Source organism: Flavobacterium sp. GW821-FHT11G01 (assembly GCF_058808175.1).
The window spans coordinates 399489-422245 of sequence record NZ_JBXARK010000002.1 but is presented as its reverse complement, the minus strand read 5'-3'; the positions used below and the strand labels follow the sequence as shown (position 1 = coordinate 422245).

Here is a 22757-nt window from a genome sequence, read left to right as displayed (position 1 = left end):
GCAGTGCGTCTAATCACAGTGTATATAAGTAGTTTTTACCACAAATTACAGGATTAAATAATCTCTGAAAATTATGTTTAAGCCGCAATATTTTTGCAACAATTTGCAAATTTTCGTTAAAATTAACTTTGTGATGCAGACAACATAGTTAAATATTAAATGTATTGCATTATATTTAACATTCAAAAAACTCAAAAAAACATAAAATAATGAAACAAATTAATCTAATTGCTTTCTTGTTACTGTGCTTTTGTACTACAAATATTTTTGCACAAAAAAACAAAAAAATGGACATCATCGCTTACTACACGGGCGATGACAAATTGATTAACGAATATGAAGTTAACAAACTGGATCAAATTATCTTTAGTTTTTGCCATTTAAAAAACGGTAAACTAAGTGTTGACTCTCCTAAAGATTCTATCACTATTAAACATTTGGTTTCTTTAAAAGCTAAAAATCCACAACTTAAAATTGTCCTGTCTCTTGGTGGCTGGGGTGGTTGTGAACCTTGTTCTGCAGCATTTTCAACTCCTGAAGGAAGATTAACTTTTGCAAAGTCAGTAAAAGAAGTGAGTAACTATTTTAAAGTTGATGGATTAGATTTAGATTGGGAATATCCTGCAATTGAAGGGCTTCCGGGACATTTATATCAAGCTGCTGACAAACCAAATTTTACAGAATTAATCAAAATTTTACGTTCGACTTTAGGAAAAAAATATGAATTGAGTTTTGCTGCTGGTGGTTTTCAAAAATACTTAGATGAATCTATTGATTGGAAAACGGTATCGCCACTTGTAAATCGCATTAACATCATGAGTTATGATTTAGTTAACGGATATTCTAAAGTTACCGGACATCATACTCCATTATACAGCACAAAGCCAAATGAAGAATCGACAGACAGAGCGGTTACTTATTTACTAAATCAGGGAGTTCCTGCTGAAAAATTAATTATTGGTGGTGCTTTTTATACCAGAACATGGAAAAATGTAGAAAACATCAACAATGGTTTATATCAGGCGGGTGAACATATTCAGGGTGTTTCTTTTAAAGATTTTGGATCATTCTATACAGAAGCAAATGGCTGGAAATATTTTTGGGATGATAAAGCCAAAGCGCCTTATTGGTACAATGAAAAAGAAAAAACATTTGCAACGGGAGATGACTTAGTTTCTATAAAAGCTAAAACAGAATATGTAAAATCTAAAAAATTGGGTGGAATTATGTTTTGGGAATTACCTTTAGATGCGACTCGTAACGGAATGGTAAATGCTATTTATGAAGTTAAAACCTCAAAATAAGTATTCTTTAAAAATAAAAGACGGCAGTTATAGATTTATAACTGCCGTCTTTTTTATAGTAATAATCAGAAATTACATTTTTTGAACTTTTGTTTTATCCAATTCTCCAATAAAAGGTATAGACTCCTGAATTTCGTTACGAATTACCGTCTGTAAATAAACCTCTAACTGAATAAATTTTGCAGCATTTATTGCTCCTATTGCTTTTTTAGCCTGACCATAAGTTTTAGAATATAACTTCTCATAATCCTGATTATTTTTTAAAGTTCCTTTTGCCAATTCATCTGCTTTTTCATCTGTTAATGTTGCATAGTTTGCAGCATAATCTTCAATAAGTTTAAATTTTGTTTGTCCTAATGCTTTACGCTCCGTTTCATAATTTTCGTAGACTTTTGTAAAAGCAGCAGATTGTGCATCAGACAAATTCATATATTGTTTTACAAGATCGCTTTTAGACTTCCCATAAATACTTTGAACTAAATCTACATCTTCTTTAAATGAAGATTGAGCATACGATGAAAACGACGCAATTGCCATAACAAGAATAACACTTAATTTTTTCATAGTTTTAGATTTTAAAATTGTTTCTATTTAATTACGCATTCTAAATTCACTGATTTCAAACACATTACACACCGTTTACCCTAAAAAAACGAATATTGATAAACCGCAGATAAAGCGTAATAATTTAAGCCGTTATTAGTGTAAGCCCCAATATGATACTGAAACCTTAATGATTGTCCTTTTGCAATTGGAGTAGAAAACGTCGCTCCTACGCGCCAATTATCAATTTGACTATTATCTGATACACCGTCAGTTATAGTTTTTCCGCCAAAAAACCAAGTTGTATTAAAACCTACCCACATTTGATTTTTAAAATAATAGCTCGCATGAGCCTGAAGGCTATAGGTAGGTTTTTGTTCTAATTTTTTTCCTAAATAATCATTATTATCGGTGTAAAACCAGATACCCCCATAAGCTTCGGCATAGACATGAGTAAAACGCTTAGATACACCAATTTCGGGTTTAAAAGCCCAGCGATTAGTACCAATATTAACTTGCTTATCTTCATAATACCTTCCTGTTGGTATCGAAGTAACCAAACTAACTCCCAAAATAGTTTTCTGCTCAAATTTTCTAAATTCAGATTTATCAAGTGCAGGAGAACCCAATAAATTAATTCCAAAACGTACTTTCATGTCAGCAAAACCAGTTCTCGAACCCGTAATCAGCTGATCGCTGATAACAGCAGATCCATCCATAAAAGTAAACGGCAAAGCAACCTGAATACGGGTAAGTTTATTTGATAATGCAAATGTCCTAATGTAATTTAAAGCCATATTATGACTTTGAAGTGTAAAATCTTTAATTGGCAATGATGGATCTGTCAGCACATTACCGTTCATAAAAACATAACCCGCTGCTACAACATTAAGTTTTGTTGGAACATTGGCATAAACCCTGGGTTCCAGATCCTGACTAAAAGCGGAAGATATTCCCATGGAAAATAACATCACAAAATGATATTTCTTAATCTGAACGAAGAAAGTTTTTTTTGGCATAAATGGAAGAATTCAGATATAATATTAAAAATAAAACACTCTTCTTATTTTTTATTTTCATCCGTTTTTGGAGCTTCAATTTCTCCATCATATGAAATCGATGCTCTGTTATTACTACTGATAGAAAGTGTTGCTCCTCCATCATAAAAAACATTAAAATAAAGCGTATAAACATCATCTTTACCTTTTACAGTTGCTTTGACATTATACGATTTTTTCTTTTTTTCGATCTTTACATCTTCGGGAATTCCTTCGAATTTTATTCCTCCATCACCTCCATACGCTACATTAAAAGCGCGGCCAAAGAAAGGCAAATCGCAAGTTGTCTTCTCTGCATTAAATTTCAAAAAATAGGTATTATAATCTAAATTCAGCATTCTGCCTCCTTGTGGCGTAGCTTTCTGTGCTTCAAAAACAAAATTTTTAGAATCAATTAATGCTTCAATTTCTTTTTGTTTTTGTAATTCTCTATCTGCTTTTAATTCTTTCTTTGTTTTTTCCTGGGCCAAAACCGGAAAACTTAAAAAACCCAGTAACACTAATAAAATCGATAATTTACTTTTCATAAAATAAATATTTAATAGAGTATAAATAAAGTATAAATCTATTTTTTGGTAAATCGCATCATCGCAATATCACCAGAAATAAGATTTAATGTCTTGCCATCACCCGTTACATCATAGGAAGTTATTTTTTGCAAAGTGCTCATAAATACCTGTTCTCCTTGCCCATCCAGACACATCATTTTTGTCATTGCCATAGGTTGGGTGAAATCAATTTTGTTTCCATCAAGAATCAGCTTGCCGTTAAAAGAATTACAACTACTGTTTCCGGAAATATGGTTTTCCTTCACGTCAAAATTTAATGTTGGTTTTTTATTCGGATATAAACCATCAAAAGCTATTCTTGGACCTGAAATATAATTTAACTCCCAATTTCCTTCTAGTTTAGAAACCGAATCTACTTTTTTGCATTTACACGAAATTAGTATAGTAGTTAAAAAAATAAGGATAAAAATATTCTTCATCATAACGTTAAGGATTAAATATTAATGAATTAGAAAATCGAACTTGGGAAAATTTTCGTTAAAAGTCTATACGAATTTAAGCAATATTTTTGTCTTCATCCTCAAACTATTATTAAAATACAGCTAATAGTTTTAGATTTTTTTAACTTAAGACGTAAAGTTATATCGTATTTTTTATGTTAAATTTACTTAATCTTTAATTTAAAAGCCTCACATATGAAAAAAATAATTGTTTCTTTCGCCATAATTACTGCCTTAATTATTGGCTGTAAGACGAATACAAAATCGAATGATGCCAAAACTTTAACTGTAAATTTAGAGCCAAAAAGCAATAGTACCGTAAGCGGAACAGCCACTTTTACAGAGAAAAACGGAAAAGTAACTTTTGTTGCAAAAGTTGCCGGATTACAGCCAGGAGTTCACGCAATTCACATTCATGAAAAATCAGATTGTACTGCTGCCGACGGAAGTTCTGCAGGCGGACACTGGAATCCTACCTTTAAAAAACACGGAAAATGGGGAGTTGGCGAATACCACAAAGGTGATATTGGAAACTTTACTGCCGATGCAAAAGGTAACGGAACCATTACATTAACAACTGACGAATGGTGTGTAGGTTGTGGTGATGCAACCAAAGATGTTTTAGGGAAAGGTTTGATCGTACATCAGGGAACAGATGATTTCACGACACAACCAACCGGAAATGCTGGTGGCAGGGTTGCCTGCGCAGGGATCATCAAATAAAAACACAATAACCACTATTTTTTCACAAAATCTAGTGGTTATTTCTTTTTAAAGTAATTTTAAAACAAGAAAAAAATATAGCTTTGTAGCCTCAAACAAAAGTTAATGATTAACCCATCGGCACCAGGTTGGATAGATAAGTTTTTTAGCGAACAAAAGTTTTCAGAAGCTATACCTTTTGAAACTAATGAATCGTTCTATGATAAAGTCAGAGCAACTGGATTTGTTTATGGACATATCATTTCAATTGATTCTCAAATTCCCATTCCGATAAAAGGTTGGTTTAAAACTGAGATTTCTAAAATTGCCTTATTAAATACCTTGTATGGTGTTTTTTGTCTGGAAAAAAGAAATTCTGAACCCAATAATTTCACTAGAGAAGTTTTAAAATTTTACAAAGAAATGAATCCGGAAGGGTTTAGTTTACTTAAAATTTTGCTTCCAAAAGATACACCTTCGCTTGAATTAGAAAATATAATCGATCAGAGAGTACAGACTAATGACAGTATTATTAGCAAAAACTTTTCGCATCTCGTAACCAATGCTTTATTGTTTATTGATGTATTAGCTTTTAGACAATATTTAGAACACGGTTCAATACCGGAAAAATATTTAAAACGAATTGAAGAAACTGTTCTCGGAATTGTTGGTTTGGCTTTAAAAACCAAAACAATAAAATCGCAACATGATGATTTATTAATTAAGCTTTTTGAAGCTTCGATACGCTATTCAAAATTTTCAAAAGTTACTGTTGATACTTTAGAAACTTTACAATTAGAATATTTCACTAATAAACTAGAGCATTATTACCTCATCGATATGGCCGGAATGGCTTTATGGAGTGATGGTGTGGTTGAGAATGAAGAGGCTTACTTTTTATATTCTTTAGGATCAATGATGAGGGTTTCTGATGATTTTGTAACGCATAGTATTGATACAACCAATTTGTTTATCACGACACATAAAAAGAAAATTCCATATTTCAACTATTCAAATCCTGTAAAGCATTTTTATGATCAAATGACACACACCGTCGTAAAATTGATTATTAGAAACAAAAACAGATTAGTTAAGGAAATAGTTCAGAGTAAAGAATTAATGGTACTGCTGGCCTATTCTACGACCAGAGATTTAGATGCTAAGGAAAAGAAAAAAGTAAAAAAACAGCTTTTGGATATTTGTAAAACGATTCCGTCGCTTACCATATTTTTACTCCCCGGAGGAAGTTTATTATTGCCGATATTAATAAAGTTTATTCCAACTATGTTACCATCAGCTTTCAACGAAAATCTAGACGAAAACGAATAAAAAAAATCGCCCTTTTGAGGCGATTTTTTGTTTTTATAATTTATCTTCTTATAGATTACTCAATTGATAAACCTCATCTAATTCATCATTCGAAGCAATGTTTACATTCAAATCGGTTACAAAACCTGAATTCAAACCATAAACCCATCCGTGAAGCATTAAATCCTGACCATTTTTCCATGCTCCTTGTACAATCGAAGTTTTTGCTAAGTTATAAACTTGTTCTTTAGCATTGATTTCAACAAAAGCATTAAAACGTTCTGTTTCATCTTCAATTGAATTTAAGTATTTGTCATGTAAACGGTATTCATCTTTAATATGGCGAATCCAGTTGTCGATGATTCCAACAGACATATTTCCCATTGCGGCTTTTACACCACCACAACCATAATGTCCGCAAACAATAACATGTTTTACTTTTAGAACATTTACTGCATAATCTAATACACTTAACATATTCATGTCTGAGTGAACGACCATATTGGCAATATTACGGTGCACAAAAACTTCACCTGGTTTAGCTCCAATAATTTCATTTGCAGGAACACGGCTGTCAGAACATCCAATCCATAATAATGGTGGTGTTTGTCCTTTTGCCAAATCTGCGAAATAATTTGGGTCTAATGCTAATGATTTTTCAACCCACTCTTTATTGTTTTCCAATAACTGCTCATAAAACTTTCTCATTCTTTTTTATTTTAAATGGAATTTCTACATGTTTTAAACATATCAAAGTAACCTAACTGTAAAGTTATTTAATTTTTGATAATTCTCACAGTTTAGAAATCCCTTAATTTATTTAATTTGTTTTAAATTTCTATTTTAACGTTTCCTTTTTAACCAATGCTCTCTTCGCAACATCATAATAATGTTCGATCGTAACGTGATTGTCTTTGTCCGGAGTATTTTCTAACTGGTATGCTTTCTTAAAGCCTTTCAATTTTACTTTGATATTTTCATCAATAGCACGCGTTTCTTTAAACTCACGAATTAAATCCAAAACATCGTGTGCAATATACTCCGTATCGTGTGCGTTGATAATCACTTTTGAATTTTCAGGAATTTCATTCAATGTCAACTTGATAGCCGCTTTGTTTAAGAAAGAAACTTCCTGAGCTAAGTCGATATGAATAACATCTCCATCTTCGTATTCTTCTTTTTTAAAGCTGTAAGCTCTTTTCAGGTTTCCTCTCAATACAAAAATAATACTGATGATAATTCCTAATGCAACACCTTTCAATAAATCTGTTGCTACAACAAATACTAGAGTTGCAATAAAAGGCACGAATTGGTATTTTCCTTTTTCCCAAAAATGGAAGAAAGTGGCCGGTTTAGCTAATTTGTATCCAACTAATATCAAAACAGTAGCCAAAGTAGCCAACGGAATTTTATTCAACAATGCCGGAATACTCAAAACACTGACCAATAAAAGTACACCATGAATAATGGTAGACATCTTAGATTTTGCCCCTGCGTTATTATTTGCAGATGATCTAACCACAACAGATGTCATTGGTAAACCTCCTAAAAGTGAACTAATGATATTACCAATTCCCTGAGCTTTTAACTCAATATTTGTATTGGTGTAGCGTTTTTGAACATCCATTCGGTCAGCAGCTTCAATACACAATAAAGTTTCAATAGATGCCACAATAGCAATTGTAACCCCAACTACCCAAACCTGTGGATTTGTTACTGCAGCAAAATTTGGTGTAATAAGAATTGATTTAAATTCGTCAAAAGATTTTGGAACTGGCAAAGAAACCAAATGATCTTTTGCAATTGCCAATGAACTTCCTGTTGAAGTAAAAACTTCATTTAAAACCACACCAGCAACAACGGCGATCAGTGCTCCTGGAACTAATTTTAATTTCTTCAAAAAAGGAACCTTATCCCAGGCAATTAATATTACAAGTGAAACTAACGAAATAACTACAGCTCCTAATTGAATGTGATTAATTACATCGAATAAAAAGGAGAATGAATTGCTTCCATCATTCTGAATAAAAGCCTGATCACCTTCAAAATCAGCATCATAACCAAAAGCGTGTGGTAATTGTTTCAGGATGATAATAATCCCGATACCCGCCAGCATTCCTTCGATTACATTGGTTGGAAAATAATTTGAAATACTTCCGGCCTTTAAAAATCCTAATGCTAATTGAATTAATCCAGCAATAAAAACAGACATTAAAAACACATCGAAGGCACCAAAATCAGTGATAGCGGTTAAAACAATAGCTGTTAAACCAGCTGCCGGACCAGATACACTAATATGTGACTGGCTTAAAAATCCTACCACAATACCACCAATAACACCTGCGATAATTCCAGAAAATAATGGTGCCCCAGAAGCCATTGCAATACCTAAACACAATGGAAGAGCCACCAAAAAAACCACTAAACCTGAAGCAAAATCAGATTTAAGGTTGGCAAAAAGATTAATTTTTTTTGACATAATACAATACTAAAAATTGATACATTAAAGATCTACTGCATTTACTATAAATACAGTTAGTTTAAAATAATCGGAAGTATTATACCAAGTTGGGAGGTGGAGCAAATATGCTCGGAGAAATATTGTCTAGTTTTACAATATTTTCAGATATGATAGTCTTTTTTTCAATATAAACAGGCATTATAACTTCATGTTCAAGTATTGCCGGATAAACGGCTGCCTTTAGTTCTTTATGTGAATGCTCCTCTTCAGAAAAACTGAAGAACATAGACGTATCATTACTTTTCTTCATCAACGTCACAATAGTTGGCGTTGCTAAAAAAGCAATAAATATGAATAATAATATGCGAGCGACTAATTTCATTGTCGCAAAAATAGTGTTAAAGAAATAAAATCAAAGCCTGAAGCAAAAAATTTTATAGAAATTTAACATTCATAAAAAAAGCAGCACGTTCCATAGGGACAATACTGCTTTTTAATCTATTTAGAAACAATGAATTACAACTCTTCTTCAAGCCATGCATTCATCATCCAAATTGTTTTTTCCTGCTCTGCGATGAAGTCACTCATTATAGAATTGGTTCCTTCATCGTTGATTTCAGCTGACTGATTTAAGATTTCTCTTTCAATTTTAAGTAAATCAGATAAAGAATGCACGATCAATTGAACTGCTTTTTCATCATTTGAAATGTTTTTTCCAATTGTCAATTTGTTATTTTTAATATAATCTTCAAAAGTATGTAAAGGAGTTCCTCCAATTGTCAAAACTCTCTCGGCTATCATATCAATTTTTAATTGAGAATCTGTGTATAATTCTTCAAATTTTACATGAAGATCAAAGAAACGTTTCCCTCTAATATTCCAATGTATCCCTCTTAGATTTTGGTAGTAAACCTGAAAATTAGACAATAAGACATTTAATTCTTTTACTAATAATTCTGACTCTTTTACAGGTAATCCTAAAATATTCGTTTTCATGTTGTATTATTTTACAGTAAGTTACTACAAATTTAAGGGAACTTCTTAAAAAAAGTTATAAAAAAAAATTATATTTTCTTATTTTTGCATCACAAAATACTATCAAAATGACTATAACTCAATTACAATATGTGTTAGCTGTTGCCGAACATAAAAATTTCACACTCGCTGCCGAAAAATGTTTTGTGACGCAACCCACTTTAAGCATGCAGATTCAGAAAATTGAAGAAGAACTCAATATTTTAATTTTCGACAGAAGCAAAAAACCTATTCAGCTTACAGACATTGGTCAGAAAATCGTAAATCAGGCTAAAAACATCGTAAACGAAGCAGATAGAATCAAAGATATTGTCGAACAACAAAAAGGTTTTATTGGAGGAGAATTTCGTTTGGGAATTATACCGACGATTATGCCAACCCTTTTACCAATGTTCCTGAACAATTTCATTAAAAAATATCCAAAAGTAAAACTCTTAATAGAAGAGCTGAATACCGATGAAATTATCATAAAACTTAAAAATGGCCATTTGGATGCTGCAATTGCTGCTACTCCACTTGAAGATGAAAAGATAAAAGAAATCGTTTTGTATTTCGAGCCTTTTGTAGCTTATATACCGGAACATCATGTTAATTTTCAGAAAGAAGAAATTGAAGTAGCCGATTTAAATATCAATGAAATTTTGCTCTTGCAAGATGGGCATTGTTTTAGAGACGGTATTTTGAATTTGTGCAAAAATGGAACTGATGTCGAGCAAAATAATTTTCAGATTCAAAGCGGAAGTTTTGAAACGCTGATAAAATTGGCCGACGAAGGCTTGGGTACAACGTTACTACCGTACTTGCACACAATGGATTTAAAGGATTCCGATAAACTGAAACTTCGTAATTTTAAGGAACCAAAACCTGCTCGTGAGGTAAGTTTAATTTACCCAAAGAGCGAATTAAAAATGCAAATCATTGACGCGCTTCGATCAACCATTGCCGGAGTTGTAAAAGGAGCAATAGTTTTTCAGAATGTTCAAATCATTAGTCCGCTACAAAAGAAATAACAATAAAAAAGGAGCCAAATTGGCTCCTTTTTTTATACTTTAATTAGTAGTAAACTTTGTTTTAATTCTGGTTTTTCAATAATGAAATTTAATAACCATTCTTTCAATTGTTCCATTTCGTACGGTAACAGGGTTTTGATAGCTTTTTCTACTTCTTTGCAGAAAAGTATCGGATCGAAACTTACTCTCTCAAGTATTGATTTCGTGTAATCAAACATCATTTTTGACATAATAAAATAAGATTTTGGGGGTTATCTATATTTCTAAACTCGCAGCAAATTTAAACAAATTACCTATACAAAGCTTTATTTTAACTATTTTTTTAAAAAACTTTGGCAACGAAACCGTTTTCTTACTACGGATAAATCAATATAGAACCATTATAAATAACTCATCTAAGCCTTTTTAAAGGCTCGAAACATCTCACGTTTTCCCGGAGGACCTGCCAATTTTTCGACTGTAAAACCAACTTCAATCATGCTTCTTTTAACAACTCCGCGGGCGGCATATGTTACTAAAACTCCATTTGGTTTTAAACTATTGTACATTTTCTGAAAGATTTCAGTACTCCAAAGCTCCGGCTGCACTCTATATCCGAAGGCATCAAAGTAAATCAAATCAAAAATTTCAAAATCGTTTATTTCATCAAAAAATTGTTTCCTTTTGGTTAACGAAAAGAGATCGCTAATTTCGTCTTTCTTATTCCATTCGCATTTATGCATTTTCTGAAAAATGTTCTCAAATTCCAATGCTTCAAGTTCAGCAACATAATTCATTGCTAATACTTCTTTTGCATCAACCGGGTACGCTTCTACTCCAACATAATCGATCTTTTGTTGTTTTTGATGTGCTTCTAAAAAAGTAATAAAAGCATTTAAACCAGTTCCAAAACCAATTTCAAGAATACTTATAGGTTTATTTTCAAATAAAGAAAATCCGTTTTTTATAAATACGTGTTTTGCTTCCTGAATTGCACCATGTTTAGAATGGTAACATTCATCCCATTCCTTCAAATGAATTGTTGTTGAACCATCTAGCGTTTTAATTATTTCTCTTTCCACGTTTTTCGATATTATCAATGCAATTGTCTTCTTTTTCAGTGCATTTTGTTAGTCAAATTTAGTCAAAACAAATGCGTAAAGCCTTAAAAATCGATTCTTTTTTCATAAATTCTTTATAAAAGTCAGTGATTTTTTTAGGTTTATTATAAGATAAATAAATCTCAGTTAAAGGCCGTAATTAATACGGTTTTAGCAAGTAAATTATATATTTTTACTTAATTTTGCATTCAATAAAATCTATTTTACACCAAATCATCACTTTAGAAGTCTTTCTGTTGAGATGAAAATTACATAAAACATATATTATTATGAGTACAACTCAAACAAGCAAAATTGAAATCAGAAAAGCTACGTCGTCAAAAATAAGCGCAGTAGACTTTGAAAACTTAAGCTTTGGTGCTGTTTTTACAGACCATTTATTCGAATGTGATTTTAAAAATGGGGAATGGCAAACTCCTGTCATTAAGCCTTATGCTCCTATTTTAATGGATCCTTCTTCAAAAGTCTTTCATTATGGACAAGCTATTTTTGAAGGAATGAAAGCTTATAAAGATGAAAATAATGATGTTTGGTTGTTTAGACCTGATGAAAACTACAAACGTTTCAACAATTCTGCTGTACGTATGGCAATGCCAGAAGTTCCTGAAGCTGTTTTTATGGATGGTTTGAATGAATTATTAAAAGTAGACCAGGAATGGATTCAAAGAGGAAACGGAGCAAGTATGTACATCCGTCCTTTTATGATTGCTACAGGCCCTGGTGTTATTGCAAATCCCTCTGACGAATATAAATTCATGATTTTACTTTCTCCTGCAAAATCATATTATGGTGGCGAGGTAAAAGTAATTATCGCAGAACATTATAGTAGAGCTGCAAATGGTGGAATTGGTGCTGCAAAAGCTGCCGGAAACTATGCTGCACAGTTTTACCCAACAAATTTGGCCAACAAAGATGGTTTCCAACAAGTAATCTGGACAGATGATGCAACGCATACTAAATTGGAAGAAGCAGGAACAATGAACGTATTCTTTAGAATTAACGATACATTATTAACTGCTCCAACAAGTGAAAGAATTTTAGACGGTATTACCAGAAAAAGTTTAATTACAATGGCAGAAAAAGAAGGTCTTAATGTAGAAGTTCGTCCTGTTATTGTTTCGGAACTAGTTGAAGCAGCTAAAAACGGATCTTTAAAAGAGATTTTTGGAGCTGGAACTGCTGCTGTTATTAGTGTAATTAAAGGTTTCTCTTATAAAGGTGAATATTACGAAATGACACCTGTTGAGAATTCATACGCTTCATTCTTAAAAGAAAAATTAACAAGTCTTCAAAATAAACTTTCTGAAGATACTTATGGATGGACAGTTAAGGTTCAATAATCCAAAGAACTATTGATAAAAACAAACCCGACAGCATTACGTTGTCGGGTTTGTTTTTTTTATACATAAAACATAGATTTTATTTAAAAGAAAACACAAAGAAACTAGTTTCTCACACATAGCTATGTGAATTAATGTGAGTGAACGCCTTTTTTAAGATTCAAAAAGCTATGTTTCTATGTGTTGAAATTTTAAAACGAATACTACTCTAATAACTTCGAAAAATTTGGCTTAAAGTAATTAGGACCTTTCATAACTTTTCCGTCTTCACGGTAAATAGGCTGTCCATCTTCACCTAATTTACTCATATTACTTCGTTGAATTTCATCAAAAACGGCTTCAATTTTATCCTGCAGACCATGCTCAATAATAGTTCCGCATAAAATATACATCATATCGCCAAGAGCATCTGCAATTTCAACCAAATCATTATTCTGTACGGCATCCAAATACTCTTCATTTTCTTCTTTCATCAAATTATAGCGAAGGTACTTTTTAGTTTCGCCCACATCGGCAATTGGTGTTTCGCTATGTCCTATTTTAAAAGCAGTGTGAAATTCCTTAACTGCGTCTATTTGTTTTTTCATAATTAGATAAATTAGTTTTTTAATGAAATGAAAAGCCAAATTAGCAACTATTCATATACAATTCTCTAAATTTGTCAAAAATAATTTCAACTATGTTTAGTCAGGGACAATTAATATTCGCAGTCTGTTTTTTTATCGCCTTTGTAATCGTTATGATATTTGCTTATCGAAAAGATCTTGCATTACACAAGATTTTTTACAAAGGAAATTACAAAGTCTTAATCGTATTTTTACTTTTTATTGCGATATTATTTGTTATCAAATTCTTTTTTAAAAGGTAATTTCCATAATTTATTTCTATATTTAAAATTATAAAATAAATGCGGAAGTTTTACAATTAACCTTCATGACAATCGTTCTGTCTAAAGTTAATTTTAGCTTGAAAGGGACAATTTAAAAAGTATACTTTTATTTTTTTTCTGCCATAGTGCGACTAGTAATAAAATTTATAACTTTACGACACCAAACAACCTACCACCAATGAAGATTTTAAAATATTTATTTCTTTTATCGTTATTAAGCTTAGTTGCCCTAACCGTTTTTGTTGCCACACAAAAAGGGATTTTTTCTGTAGAAAGAAGCAAAGTCATCAACTCTCCGCGAGCGACTGTTTATAACTACGTAAACGATTTTAGAAATTACGAAGATTTTGAATCATGGTCAGTAGAAGATCCTACAATGAGGATGACTTATCCAAATAAAACAGCAGGCAATGGTGCTTCTTATTATTGGGAAGGTGTTGATGGAAAAGGTAAAGCCATAACGCTAAAAACAAAAGAAGGAGAAAACATTCAGCAAAAAATGAATTTTGACGGTACTGAAGCTGATGTCAACTGGACATTTAAAGATACTCTGGCCGGTAAAACCAAAGTAACCTGGAAAGCTAAAGGAACTATGAGTTTTTTATTTAAAATTTATACTGCTTTAAATGGAGGTTCAGATAATATCATTGGAACAATTTCTGAAAAAAGCCTTGCCAATATTGATAAAAATCTGGATTACGAAACCAAAACTTACGCCATAAAAGTAAACGGAGTTGTTAAGAAAATTGAGACACCTTATATTAAACAAACTTTTACCAGCGAAATTCAGAAAGTAAATAAAAATGCCCGAATTGTAATTCCGAAACTAATTCAATTCAGTGAAGCTAATGCTTTATCGACTAATGGAAAACCATTTATCATTTACCATACTTATGATACCGCTAGCGGATTGGCTAAAATTTCAATCTGTTTACCTATAAACAAAGAAATTTCAACAAGCGCAGGAAGTGATATTACAGCAGGAAAACTTAATGGTTTTGAAGCTGTAAAAACAACTCTAAAAGGAGATTACACGCACACAAATGAAGCTATTGCCAAAACAACAGCTTATATTAACAACGAAAAAATTACTCCTGATTTAAGCTGGTCTCATCTTGAAATATTAACCATTAGCAAACTGGACACAAAAAGTCCATCTAAGCTAATGACAGAAATTTATTTTCCAACAAAACCTAAAGTAGTTCCGGTTGTAAAAGTTCCTTTATATGAACCTCAGTCAGAAACTCAAACTGCAAAACCTGCAACTCCTGCTCCAGCTGCTCCAAAAACAACTGAAGAAGAAGATTCAGAATTCTAAAAACAAAAAAGGATTAAACCTTTTGCTAAAAATTCATTCTAATGAATATAAGGTTAAAATTCCTAACTTTATATGTGGTAACAAGATAAAGGTTAAAGCTTGACAAACGAGAAGGAATTTATAGCACAATTATTAGATCCTAAAACGCAAAATATAGCGTTTCAAAAACTCTTGTCTGATTATCAAAAACCTTTATACAATCATATTCGAAACATTGTTTTGAATCATGACGATACCGACGATGTTTTGCAGAATACTTTTGTAAAAGTTTTTCAATATCTAAAAAGCTTTAAAGGGGAAAGTAAACTCTTTTCATGGATGTATCGTATTGCTACTAATGAAGCGTTAACATTCCTGAACCAAAAAGCAAAGCTAAACGGAATAACATCTGAAGCATTGCAAAACAAAACCATAGACAATTTAAAAGCTGATGTTTATTTTGATGGAGATGAAATTCAGATTAAACTCCAAAAAGCGATTGTCACATTACCAGAAAAACAACAATTAGTCTTTAAAATGAAATATTTTGAAGAATTAAAATATGAAGAAATTGCAGAAATTTTAGGAACCTCAGTCGGGGCACTGAAAGCTTCTTATCATCACGCAGTCAAAAAAATTGAATTATATGTTACGTCAAATTAAACCTTTTGTAACTAAACCTATCTTATAGACATTATGAAAGCATTTAAATTAGAAAACGAACCGAAAATAAAAACTGGATTTAAAACTCCGGATCATTATTTTGATGATTTATCGGCAAAAGTTTTACAGCAAATAAACGAAAAAGAAGTAAAAGTAATTCCTCTTTACAAACGCAAAAAAGTACTTTCGCTGGTGGCTGCTGCTGCAATTGTAATAGCTCTGATGATTCCTGTGGTAAACAATTACAATGCAACATCAAAAGAACTGGATGAAGCTACTTTAGAAAGTTATTTATCATATCAGTCCAATTTGAATCAATATGATTTAGCAAAAGAACTTGATACTAAAGATATTGACAAACTTGGTAAAAGTGTTGCTCTTGAGCAGGAAACACTAGAAGATATTTTGTCTTCAAACCCTAATATTGAAAATTTAATTTCAGAATAAATAAAAATTTAAAAAGATGAAATTCAAAAACATACTACCGTTCTTTATGTTCTTAATCACTTTTTCATTTTATGCCCAAAATGATAAAAAAGTAGATGAAAAGCGTGAAAAAATCAAAGCCTACAAGGTATCTTTTTTGACTACAGAACTTGAGCTTACCTCAACAGAAGCAGAGAAATTCTGGCCTATTTATAATGCTTTTGATGACAAACAATATGAGTTACGTCATGATAAAATGAAGACTTATATGAATAAGCTGGATGATGACAAGATCAATTCAATGTCTGAAAAAGAAGCAGCTACCCTTTTATGTCAAATAGAAAGCACAGATAAGGAACTTTATCTTTTACGAGAAAAATATATATCAAATCTTAAGAAGATACTTTCACATAAAAAGATATTAAAGCTTAAAAAATCTGAAGATGATTTTAATCGAAAATTGCTAAAACAATATAAAGAAAAAGCAGGCAAATAAAGAAACAACAGCGATAAGCCCCCTATATAATAATACTTACTTTATTATTTAGGGGGCTTATTATTTTATGTCATTTTTAATTTATCCTATTTAAAACGAAGTCTGACAACTTTATTATGACCTGCAGCAATTGCAGTATTTCTGTTGATAAAACGAATGGTGAAAAATTTTGTATCAGTAGATAACTGTGTCCAGTTTTCACCTCCATTTTGAGAGTATTGTATCCCTTCAGAACCTACGCAAATAATTTCTTTACCATTTCCGCCAGGAACATACTGTACACATGATGCATATCCAAATCCCATATCCTGACCGATTAATAACCAACTTTTTCCTCCATCTGTAGTAAACGCTTTATTTCCTGATTTTTTGTTTGGAAGCTCATAATCACCACCTGCAATAAATCCATGTTTAGAATCGTAGAAATCGGCTGTAAAAATACCCGCCATTGGTTTTCCCTGAACAATAGGAGTTTCAACTACTTTCCAGGTTTTTGCTTTATCCGGAGAATAAAAAACACGGGCTTTTTTTCCTCCTGAAACTAACCAGGTTTCATCTCCATTTATTACAATATTTGTATTACTGGCCGCAAAAGCAGCTTCACCTTGGGAATTTGTCGGTAATTTATCTGATAATAATTTTGTCCAGGTTTCTCCTCCATCACGTGTAACGATAACTGAAAAAGTATCTTCAGTTGGATCTCCAATAGCGATTCCTTCTTTATCATTCCAGAATTGCATGCTATCGTAAAACACTTTTGGATTAACCTCTTTATAGACCAATTTCATTTTGTTATCTTTTTTAGAAACAGAATAAAGTAATGCAGGATTTCCTACACTCAGCAAGAAGATATCTTTTGAAGTTTGAGCAATGCTTCTGAATTCTAATTTTAAGGTATCACGATATATGTGTTCCTCAAATTTTTCTTTTTTATCTAAATCATAATACCCAAATCGAGAATTATCTCCTCCATACCATACCTTATTTTTATCAATAACTATGGCCCTAATACTAATTTTATCCTGAAATAATGTGTCAATTTGCATTGACGTGAAACCACCATAAACTATCCTTTTATCACTATCACTCAATGTTTTAAAGGACATAAATAAAATAAAAGCGCAACAAAACAATAATACTTTTTTCATATAGGTCAAGATTTATTCGATGCTAAAATACAATTATTTATAACATATAAAATAGCTTTTGTTCATTTTTCTGGCACAGTAATTGGATATCTCAGAATATTAATCTTAATATGATTTACCATGAAAGCCAAAGTACTTTTTTTAGTGTTACTAGCAATAGGTCTTAGCTCTTGTTCTGCACAAAGCCAAACCACTGTATATGCGAAAAATTCAGATATTAGCGATAATTTAGATTTAAGAGCTGTTGCATCCATTTTTGGAGAATCAGCTAATCTTCAGGATTTCGAAAGACGTTTAAATGATCCTAAATATCAAATATCAAATCTTGATTTAAACGGTGATGATCAGGTTGATTATCTTCGTGTAATCGAATCTGTAGAAGCCAGAACTCACGTAGTAATTATTCAGGCAGTTTTGGATCGTGATGTGTATCAGGATATTGCTACAATCGATGTCGAAAGAGATAATTACAACCAGGTAAATGTTCAGGTAGTTGGTAATAGTTATTTATATGGAGCCAATTATATTTACGAACCTGTTTACAGTGTTGCTCCGGTAATTTACACTTCATTTTGGATAACAAACTACAGACCGTATATTTCTACATGGACGTGGGGCTACTATCCAACCTATTACAATGCCTGGAGACCTTATCCAATTTACAGATACAGAAATAACATCAATGTATGTATTAATGTAAACAATCGTTACAATTATGTAAATACCAGAAGAAGCTACAGAGCTCCTGTTTTATACGAATCAAGACGTTCTTACGGTTATGAAAAAATGCGTCCAAACAACAGTTTTGCGCAAAGACATTCAAATGTCAACAATAGATATGAATTAGATCAAAGACGTGTTGCAAGCAGAGAAACAAACAGAAATTCGAATGTTTACAACAGCAACAAATCCAACACGGATAGAGTTTCTGGGAACAATACCAGAAACACTAACAGAGACTACGCTCAGAACAGAACAAGCTCTGATAGAAATTATAACTCAAATCCTGTTTCATCAAACAGAGATAATCAGAACAGAGTAAGTACACCTTCAAGAGTTGAAAATACGCAAAGACCAGAGCCAAGACGTGATTATTCTGAGAACAACAATTCAAGAGGAAATTCTGAAAACAGAATGAATACAAACAGAACAGCTTCGGTTCCACAAGCAGAAGCTCCAAGAAGCTCTGATTATAATATGAATAACTCAAGAGGAAATTCTGAAAACAGAATGAACACAAACAGAGCAGCTTCATCTCCAAGAGCAGAAGCTCCTAGAAGTTATTCTGAAAACAGAGCAAATACTGCAAGACCACAAGCTACTCAAAACGCTCAAAGATCTGAAGCACCTAGAGTTAGTCAGGAATCAAGAGGAGGTCAATCTCAAAGAGAGAGCAACTCAGGAGGTTCAAGAGGCGGTGGCAGAAGAATATAATTTGAAACAGAGATTCTAATAAAAACTAAAAAGCACAATTGTTTAATTGTGCTTTTTTTTATTTTTACTATTAATTGACGCTAATTTATTTTAAAACAGTAAATTTGCAACCGTCTTTTATAAAAATATACATGAGCGCAGCGCATAAAAACTTACACAGTAAGTTGTCTATTGGGGGTTTATTGATCACATTAGGAATTATTTATGGAGATATTGGTACTTCTCCATTATATGTAATGAAAGCCATACTTGGTGAATATGCAATTAATGCGGATATTGTTTTAGGTGGAATTTCGTGTGTCTTCTGGACACTGACTTTACAAACTACTATAAAATATGTTCTTATTACACTAAGTGCTGACAATCATGGTGAAGGTGGTATTTTTGCATTGTATGCCTTAGTCAAAAAAACCAAAATTCAATGGCTCATTGTGCCCGCCATCATTGGAGGTAGTGCCCTACTTGCTGACGGAATTATCACTCCGCCTATTTCTATTTCCTCTGCAGTAGAAGGAATCAGGGCATTTTATCCTACTATGGAAACGGAAACAATAGTTTATATTGTTATCGGAATTCTATTTATATTATTTACCATTCAACAATTTGGAACCAAGCTGGTTGGAAAGTTTTTCGCTCCAATGATGCTAATCTGGTTTGCGATGTTAGGAACATTAGGCGCAATTCAGGTATTGAATCATCCAGAGGTTATAAAGGCTATTAATCCTTATTATGCTTACCATTTATTATCTATACATCCTGATGGTTTCTTCGTTTTAGGTTTTGTATTCTTATGTACTACCGGAGCAGAAGCACTTTATTCAGACATGGGCCACTGTGGAAGAAAAAATATTAGAATTAGCTGGATCTTTGTAAAAACAACTTTAGTATTAAACTATTTTGGTCAGGCTGCTTATTTAATTCACCACGAAGGAAGTACGTTACAACAATTAGGTGGAGAAAACGGAAATCCATTTTATTTAATCATGCCACATTGGTTTCTGCCATTCGGAATTGTAGTAGCAACCTTAGCGGCTGTAATTGCTTCTCAGGCTCTTATTAGTGGTTCATTTACTTTGATAAATGAGGCGATGCGTTTGAATTTCTGGCCTAAAGTAAAAATTAAATATCCTACTGAAGTAAAAGGACAATTGTATATTCCATCAATTAACTGGTTGTTATTCTTTGGTTGTGTGGGCATCGTATTGCACTTTCAAAAATCAGGAAATATGGAGCATGCTTATGGTCTTGCCATTATTTTATGCATGATCATGACAACCATATTATTGAACTATTACTTAATCATGAAACGTGTGAAACTATACTTTATGGTTCCGCTGATCACGATTTATTTATTAATTGAATTCAGTTTCCTTTTTGCTAATATTACCAAATTTGCTGAAGGTGGTTATGTAACTTTAATCATTGCCATTATGCTTATTTCGATCATGACGATTTGGTATTTGGCTAAGAAAATTAATAAAAGCTACACTAAAATTATCAAGATTGATGATTATAAGAAAGTCTTGATGGAGTTGAGCGAAGATCTTTCAATTCCAAAATACGCAACGCATTTAGTATATATGACCAATGCAAATCGTGTTGATGAATTGGAGGAAAAAGTAATTTATTCTATTTTGCAAAAACGTCCAAAAAGAGCTGATATTTATTGGTTTGTACACGTAAACATTCTTACGGAACCGTATAAAACACAATATAAAGTTACGGAAATTGCAAAAGACGATATTTACAGAATTGATTTTAATTTAGGATTTAGAGAGCCTACCAAAATCAATCTGATGTTTAGAGAAGTAATTCGTGACATGGTAAAACGTGGAGAAGTTGATATTACCAGCCGTTACGAATCATTAAATAAAAACAATATTATTGGTGACTTCAAATTTGTATTGTCTGAGAAGTTTTTATCAAATGACAATGATTTAAGATGGCACGAAAACATTATCATGAACTCTTATTTCTTTATTAAAAAACTGAGTTTATCTGAAGAAAGAGCCTTTGGTTTAGATAGTAGTTCCGTGAAAATCGAGAAATTTCCAATGGTGCTTCATGCTCCGGAAAATATCGGATTGACCCGAATTATAAAATAAATCATTTAGAAAATAATTTAGAAAAACACTCTTTTAAACTTTATCAGAGTGTTTTTTTTCTTTTACTGAAAGTTGAAAAACAACAATCAAAATTAAAAATTTAACTTTCAATCAATTAATAGTACCTTTGCAACTCAAATAATTAAAATGAGATTACACAGAAATTTAGTTTATACTACCATCGATTCTTTAAATGCAATCTTCAATGAAGGAGAATATGCAGACAAAGTGGTAGCAAGAGCCTTAAAAAAAGACAAACGTTGGGGAAGTTCTGACAGGAAGTTTGTTGCTGAAACGATATACGAAATTGTTCGTTGGAAAAGATTATACGCTGAAATTGCCGAAGTTAAAGAACCTTTTGACAGAGACAATTTATGGAGAATGTTTGCTGTTTGGGCAGTTTTAAGAGGATATCCAATTCCGGATTGGAGACAATTGGAAGGAACTCCGGAAAGAAAAATAAAAGGTCGTTTTGACGAACTTTCAAAGGTTAGAGCATTAAAAGAATCTATTCCGGACTGGATGGATGAATTAGGCGTAAAAGAATTAGGCGAAGCAGTTTGGTCTAAAGAAATTACTGCTCAAAATCAGCCTGCAAAAGTTATTTTAAGAACTAATACTCTTAAAGGAACTAAAGAAAGCTTAAGAAACACCCTGATGGATTTAAATATTGAAACAGAATATTTAAAAGATCAACCCGAAGCTTTAGTTTTGAAAGAAAGAGCAAACGTATTTTTAACAGATGCTTTTAAACAAGGACTTTTTGAAGTTCAGGATGCAAACTCACAATTGGTTGCTGGTTTTCTTGATGTAAAACCAGGAATGCGTGTAGTTGATACTTGTGCAGGAGCAGGAGGAAAAACATTGCATATTGCTTCTTTAATGGAAAATAAAGGACAATTGATTGCAATGGATTTGTACGAAAGCAAATTGAAACAACTGAAATTAAGAGCCAAAAGAAATGGCGCTTTTAATATTGAATATCGTATAATTGACACTACAAAAGTGATCAAAAAATTACATGAAAAAGCAGACCGTGTTTTAATCGATGCACCATGTAGCGGTTTAGGAGTTTTAAAAAGAAATCCTGATGCTAAATGGAAATTACAACCTGAGTTTATTGATAATATTCGTAAAGTTCAGAGTGAAGTTTTAGAAAGTTATTCTAAAATTGTAAAACCGGGCGGAAAATTAGTTTACGCAACTTGTTCTGTATTACCATCAGAAAATCAGGAACAAGTAGAAAAATTCTTAAAAACTGAAATCGGAAAACAATTTACATTCATAAAAGACCGTAAAATTTTAGCTTCAGAATCTGGTTTTGATGGATTTTATATGGCGTTGTTAGAACGCAAAGCTTAAATTTAAAATTCAAAATAAAAAAATCCCAAATTCCAATTTATATCTGGAATTTGGGATTTTTTATTTT

General features: G+C 32.1%; 25 protein-coding genes. 13 read left to right on the top strand and 12 right to left on the bottom strand.

The features are described 5' to 3' along the window. The first annotated feature begins 287 nt into the window (after nucleotides 1-287). A complete protein-coding gene (locus AC1RRN_RS05665) occupies nucleotides 288-1304 on the top strand; it encodes a glycoside hydrolase family 18 protein (protein WP_492966372.1) in 1017 nt (338 codons plus the stop codon). 72 nt (nucleotides 1305-1376) lie between these two features. Here AC1RRN_RS05665 and AC1RRN_RS05660 read toward each other — a convergent pair whose 3' ends face one another. From AC1RRN_RS05660 to AC1RRN_RS05645, 4 genes are all read right to left on the bottom strand, one after another. Next, a complete protein-coding gene (locus AC1RRN_RS05660; protein ID WP_492966371.1) occupies nucleotides 1377-1868 on the bottom strand; it encodes a hypothetical protein in 492 nt (163 codons plus the stop codon). A gap of 80 nt (nucleotides 1869-1948) precedes the next feature. After that, nucleotides 1949-2866, bottom strand: coding sequence for a transporter (locus AC1RRN_RS05655; RefSeq protein WP_492966370.1), 918 nt, complete (start codon nucleotides 2864-2866; stop codon nucleotides 1949-1951). A 44-nt stretch (nucleotides 2867-2910) separates the two neighbouring features. Then, nucleotides 2911-3432, bottom strand: coding sequence for a DUF4251 domain-containing protein (locus tag AC1RRN_RS05650; RefSeq protein WP_492966369.1), 522 nt, complete (start codon nucleotides 3430-3432; stop codon nucleotides 2911-2913). A 38-nt stretch (nucleotides 3433-3470) separates the two neighbouring features. Further along, the gene (locus tag AC1RRN_RS05645) at nucleotides 3471-3896 is read right to left on the bottom strand and encodes an META domain-containing protein (RefSeq protein ID WP_492966368.1); all 426 of its coding nucleotides are present in this window, start codon (nucleotides 3894-3896) and stop codon (nucleotides 3471-3473) included. A gap of 213 nt (nucleotides 3897-4109) precedes the next feature. On the opposite strand from AC1RRN_RS05645, the gene AC1RRN_RS05640 reads away from it, so the two are divergent. Both AC1RRN_RS05640 and AC1RRN_RS05635 read left to right on the top strand, forming a co-directional pair. Further along, nucleotides 4110-4637 (top strand): superoxide dismutase family protein, encoded by a 528-nt coding sequence (locus AC1RRN_RS05640; RefSeq protein ID WP_492966367.1) that lies wholly within the window; start codon nucleotides 4110-4112, stop codon nucleotides 4635-4637. Nucleotides 4638-4742: 105 nt separating this feature from the next. Then, nucleotides 4743-5945 carry an LETM1-related biofilm-associated protein gene (locus tag AC1RRN_RS05635; RefSeq protein WP_492966366.1) on the top strand — a complete coding sequence of 401 codons (1203 nt, stop codon included), beginning with the start codon at nucleotides 4743-4745 and terminating at the stop codon, nucleotides 5943-5945. Between the two features lie 48 nt (nucleotides 5946-5993). On the opposite strand, the gene can is transcribed toward AC1RRN_RS05635, so the two are convergent. From can to AC1RRN_RS05615, 4 genes are all read right to left on the bottom strand, one after another. Beyond that, nucleotides 5994-6632: a carbonate dehydratase gene (gene can / locus AC1RRN_RS05630; protein ID WP_492966365.1), complete on the bottom strand. Its 639-nt coding sequence runs from the start codon at nucleotides 6630-6632 to the stop codon at nucleotides 5994-5996. A gap of 130 nt (nucleotides 6633-6762) precedes the next feature. Continuing rightward, on the bottom strand, nucleotides 6763-8403 hold the full coding sequence (locus AC1RRN_RS05625) for a SulP family inorganic anion transporter (protein ID WP_492966364.1): 1641 nt from the start codon (nucleotides 8401-8403) through the stop codon (nucleotides 6763-6765). Between the two features lie 79 nt (nucleotides 8404-8482). After that, nucleotides 8483-8767, bottom strand: a complete 285-nt coding sequence (locus AC1RRN_RS05620) for a hypothetical protein (RefSeq protein ID WP_492966363.1) — start codon at nucleotides 8765-8767, stop codon at nucleotides 8483-8485. A 134-nt stretch (nucleotides 8768-8901) separates the two neighbouring features. Further along, nucleotides 8902-9381 (bottom strand): Dps family protein, encoded by a 480-nt coding sequence (locus tag AC1RRN_RS05615; RefSeq protein ID WP_492966362.1) that lies wholly within the window; start codon nucleotides 9379-9381, stop codon nucleotides 8902-8904. 107 nt (nucleotides 9382-9488) lie between these two features. Here AC1RRN_RS05615 and AC1RRN_RS05610 point away from each other — a divergent pair, with 107 nt between their 5' ends. After that, nucleotides 9489-10430, top strand: coding sequence for a LysR substrate-binding domain-containing protein (locus tag AC1RRN_RS05610; RefSeq protein WP_492966361.1), 942 nt, complete (start codon nucleotides 9489-9491; stop codon nucleotides 10428-10430). A gap of 32 nt (nucleotides 10431-10462) precedes the next feature. On the opposite strand, the gene AC1RRN_RS05605 is transcribed toward AC1RRN_RS05610, so the two are convergent. Next, nucleotides 10463-10660, bottom strand: a complete 198-nt coding sequence (locus AC1RRN_RS05605) for a hypothetical protein (RefSeq protein WP_026984669.1) — start codon at nucleotides 10658-10660, stop codon at nucleotides 10463-10465. 165 nt (nucleotides 10661-10825) lie between these two features. Then, nucleotides 10826-11491 carry a tRNA (5-methylaminomethyl-2-thiouridine)(34)-methyltransferase MnmC2 gene (gene mnmC2 / locus AC1RRN_RS05600; RefSeq protein ID WP_492966360.1) on the bottom strand — a complete coding sequence of 222 codons (666 nt, stop codon included), beginning with the start codon at nucleotides 11489-11491 and terminating at the stop codon, nucleotides 10826-10828. Between the two features lie 308 nt (nucleotides 11492-11799). Between mnmC2 and AC1RRN_RS05595 the strand changes: the two genes are divergently transcribed. Continuing rightward, entirely contained in the window at nucleotides 11800-12870 is a 1071-nt protein-coding gene (locus AC1RRN_RS05595) for a branched-chain amino acid aminotransferase (protein WP_492966359.1), read from the top strand. 203 nt (nucleotides 12871-13073) lie between these two features. Here the strand turns inward: AC1RRN_RS05595 and AC1RRN_RS05590 are convergent, their stop codons facing one another. Beyond that, entirely contained in the window at nucleotides 13074-13457 is a 384-nt protein-coding gene (locus tag AC1RRN_RS05590) for a pyrophosphohydrolase domain-containing protein (protein WP_492966358.1), read from the bottom strand. Nucleotides 13458-13549: 92 nt separating this feature from the next. Between AC1RRN_RS05590 and AC1RRN_RS05585 the strand changes: the two genes are divergently transcribed. The 5 genes from AC1RRN_RS05585 to AC1RRN_RS05565 all read left to right on the top strand — a co-directional run bounded on the left by AC1RRN_RS05585 (nucleotide 13550) and on the right by AC1RRN_RS05565 (nucleotide 16641). After that, a complete protein-coding gene (locus AC1RRN_RS05585; protein WP_072972699.1) occupies nucleotides 13550-13738 on the top strand; it encodes a hypothetical protein in 189 nt (62 codons plus the stop codon). A gap of 199 nt (nucleotides 13739-13937) precedes the next feature. Beyond that, nucleotides 13938-15077: an SRPBCC family protein gene (locus AC1RRN_RS05580; protein WP_492966357.1), complete on the top strand. Its 1140-nt coding sequence runs from the start codon at nucleotides 13938-13940 to the stop codon at nucleotides 15075-15077. A 99-nt stretch (nucleotides 15078-15176) separates the two neighbouring features. Then, nucleotides 15177-15719 carry an RNA polymerase sigma factor gene (locus tag AC1RRN_RS05575; protein ID WP_492966356.1) on the top strand — a complete coding sequence of 181 codons (543 nt, stop codon included), beginning with the start codon at nucleotides 15177-15179 and terminating at the stop codon, nucleotides 15717-15719. Between the two features lie 33 nt (nucleotides 15720-15752). Continuing rightward, complete coding sequence (locus tag AC1RRN_RS05570; protein WP_492966355.1) at nucleotides 15753-16166, top strand: hypothetical protein; 414 nt, start codon at nucleotides 15753-15755, stop codon at nucleotides 16164-16166. Nucleotides 16167-16182: 16 nt separating this feature from the next. Further along, on the top strand, nucleotides 16183-16641 hold the full coding sequence (locus AC1RRN_RS05565) for a sensor of ECF-type sigma factor (RefSeq protein WP_492966354.1): 459 nt from the start codon (nucleotides 16183-16185) through the stop codon (nucleotides 16639-16641). Between the two features lie 86 nt (nucleotides 16642-16727). Here the strand turns inward: AC1RRN_RS05565 and AC1RRN_RS05560 are convergent, their stop codons facing one another. Further along, entirely contained in the window at nucleotides 16728-17789 is a 1062-nt protein-coding gene (locus tag AC1RRN_RS05560; RefSeq protein ID WP_492966353.1) for a WD40/YVTN/BNR-like repeat-containing protein, read from the bottom strand. Nucleotides 17790-17909: 120 nt separating this feature from the next. On the opposite strand from AC1RRN_RS05560, the gene AC1RRN_RS05555 reads away from it, so the two are divergent. The 3 genes from AC1RRN_RS05555 (at nucleotide 17910) to AC1RRN_RS05545 (ending at nucleotide 22690) form a co-directional block, all read left to right on the top strand. Continuing rightward, on the top strand, nucleotides 17910-19223 hold the full coding sequence (locus AC1RRN_RS05555) for a hypothetical protein (RefSeq protein WP_492966352.1): 1314 nt from the start codon (nucleotides 17910-17912) through the stop codon (nucleotides 19221-19223). A 131-nt stretch (nucleotides 19224-19354) separates the two neighbouring features. Beyond that, complete coding sequence (locus AC1RRN_RS05550; RefSeq protein WP_492966351.1) at nucleotides 19355-21328, top strand: KUP/HAK/KT family potassium transporter; 1974 nt, start codon at nucleotides 19355-19357, stop codon at nucleotides 21326-21328. Nucleotides 21329-21475: 147 nt separating this feature from the next. Then, a complete protein-coding gene (locus AC1RRN_RS05545; RefSeq protein ID WP_492966350.1) occupies nucleotides 21476-22690 on the top strand; it encodes an RsmB/NOP family class I SAM-dependent RNA methyltransferase in 1215 nt (404 codons plus the stop codon). Nucleotides 22691-22757 lie beyond the last annotated feature (67 nt).

Excerpts from the sequence above, each read along its gene's own strand:
- AC1RRN_RS05665 (WP_492966372.1), top strand. The coding sequence starts at position 288 with ATGGACATCATCGCTTACTACACGGGCGATGACAAATTGATTAACGAA.
- AC1RRN_RS05660 (WP_492966371.1), bottom strand. The coding sequence starts at position 1,868 with ATGAAAAAATTAAGTGTTATTCTTGTTATGGCAATTGCGTCGTTTTCA.
- AC1RRN_RS05655 (WP_492966370.1), bottom strand. The coding sequence starts at position 2,866 with ATGCCAAAAAAAACTTTCTTCGTTCAGATTAAGAAATATCATTTTGTG.
- AC1RRN_RS05650 (WP_492966369.1), bottom strand. The coding sequence starts at position 3,432 with ATGAAAAGTAAATTATCGATTTTATTAGTGTTACTGGGTTTTTTAAGT.
- AC1RRN_RS05645 (WP_492966368.1), bottom strand. The coding sequence starts at position 3,896 with ATGATGAAGAATATTTTTATCCTTATTTTTTTAACTACTATACTAATT.
- AC1RRN_RS05640 (WP_492966367.1), top strand. The coding sequence starts at position 4,110 with ATGAAAAAAATAATTGTTTCTTTCGCCATAATTACTGCCTTAATTATT.
- AC1RRN_RS05635 (WP_492966366.1), top strand. The coding sequence starts at position 4,743 with ATGATTAACCCATCGGCACCAGGTTGGATAGATAAGTTTTTTAGCGAA.
- can (WP_492966365.1), bottom strand. The coding sequence starts at position 6,632 with ATGAGAAAGTTTTATGAGCAGTTATTGGAAAACAATAAAGAGTGGGTT.
- AC1RRN_RS05625 (WP_492966364.1), bottom strand. The coding sequence starts at position 8,403 with ATGTCAAAAAAAATTAATCTTTTTGCCAACCTTAAATCTGATTTTGCT.
- AC1RRN_RS05620 (WP_492966363.1), bottom strand. The coding sequence starts at position 8,767 with ATGAAATTAGTCGCTCGCATATTATTATTCATATTTATTGCTTTTTTA.
- AC1RRN_RS05615 (WP_492966362.1), bottom strand. The coding sequence starts at position 9,381 with ATGAAAACGAATATTTTAGGATTACCTGTAAAAGAGTCAGAATTATTA.
- AC1RRN_RS05610 (WP_492966361.1), top strand. The coding sequence starts at position 9,489 with ATGACTATAACTCAATTACAATATGTGTTAGCTGTTGCCGAACATAAA.
- AC1RRN_RS05605 (WP_026984669.1), bottom strand. The coding sequence starts at position 10,660 with ATGTCAAAAATGATGTTTGATTACACGAAATCAATACTTGAGAGAGTA.
- AC1RRN_RS05595 (WP_492966359.1), top strand. The coding sequence starts at position 11,800 with ATGAGTACAACTCAAACAAGCAAAATTGAAATCAGAAAAGCTACGTCG.
- AC1RRN_RS05590 (WP_492966358.1), bottom strand. The coding sequence starts at position 13,457 with ATGAAAAAACAAATAGACGCAGTTAAGGAATTTCACACTGCTTTTAAA.
- AC1RRN_RS05585 (WP_072972699.1), top strand. The coding sequence starts at position 13,550 with ATGTTTAGTCAGGGACAATTAATATTCGCAGTCTGTTTTTTTATCGCC.
- AC1RRN_RS05580 (WP_492966357.1), top strand. The coding sequence starts at position 13,938 with ATGAAGATTTTAAAATATTTATTTCTTTTATCGTTATTAAGCTTAGTT.
- AC1RRN_RS05570 (WP_492966355.1), top strand. The coding sequence starts at position 15,753 with ATGAAAGCATTTAAATTAGAAAACGAACCGAAAATAAAAACTGGATTT.
- AC1RRN_RS05565 (WP_492966354.1), top strand. The coding sequence starts at position 16,183 with ATGAAATTCAAAAACATACTACCGTTCTTTATGTTCTTAATCACTTTT.
- AC1RRN_RS05560 (WP_492966353.1), bottom strand. The coding sequence starts at position 17,789 with ATGAAAAAAGTATTATTGTTTTGTTGCGCTTTTATTTTATTTATGTCC.
- AC1RRN_RS05555 (WP_492966352.1), top strand. The coding sequence starts at position 17,910 with ATGAAAGCCAAAGTACTTTTTTTAGTGTTACTAGCAATAGGTCTTAGC.
- AC1RRN_RS05550 (WP_492966351.1), top strand. The coding sequence starts at position 19,355 with ATGAGCGCAGCGCATAAAAACTTACACAGTAAGTTGTCTATTGGGGGT.
- AC1RRN_RS05545 (WP_492966350.1), top strand. The coding sequence starts at position 21,476 with ATGAGATTACACAGAAATTTAGTTTATACTACCATCGATTCTTTAAAT.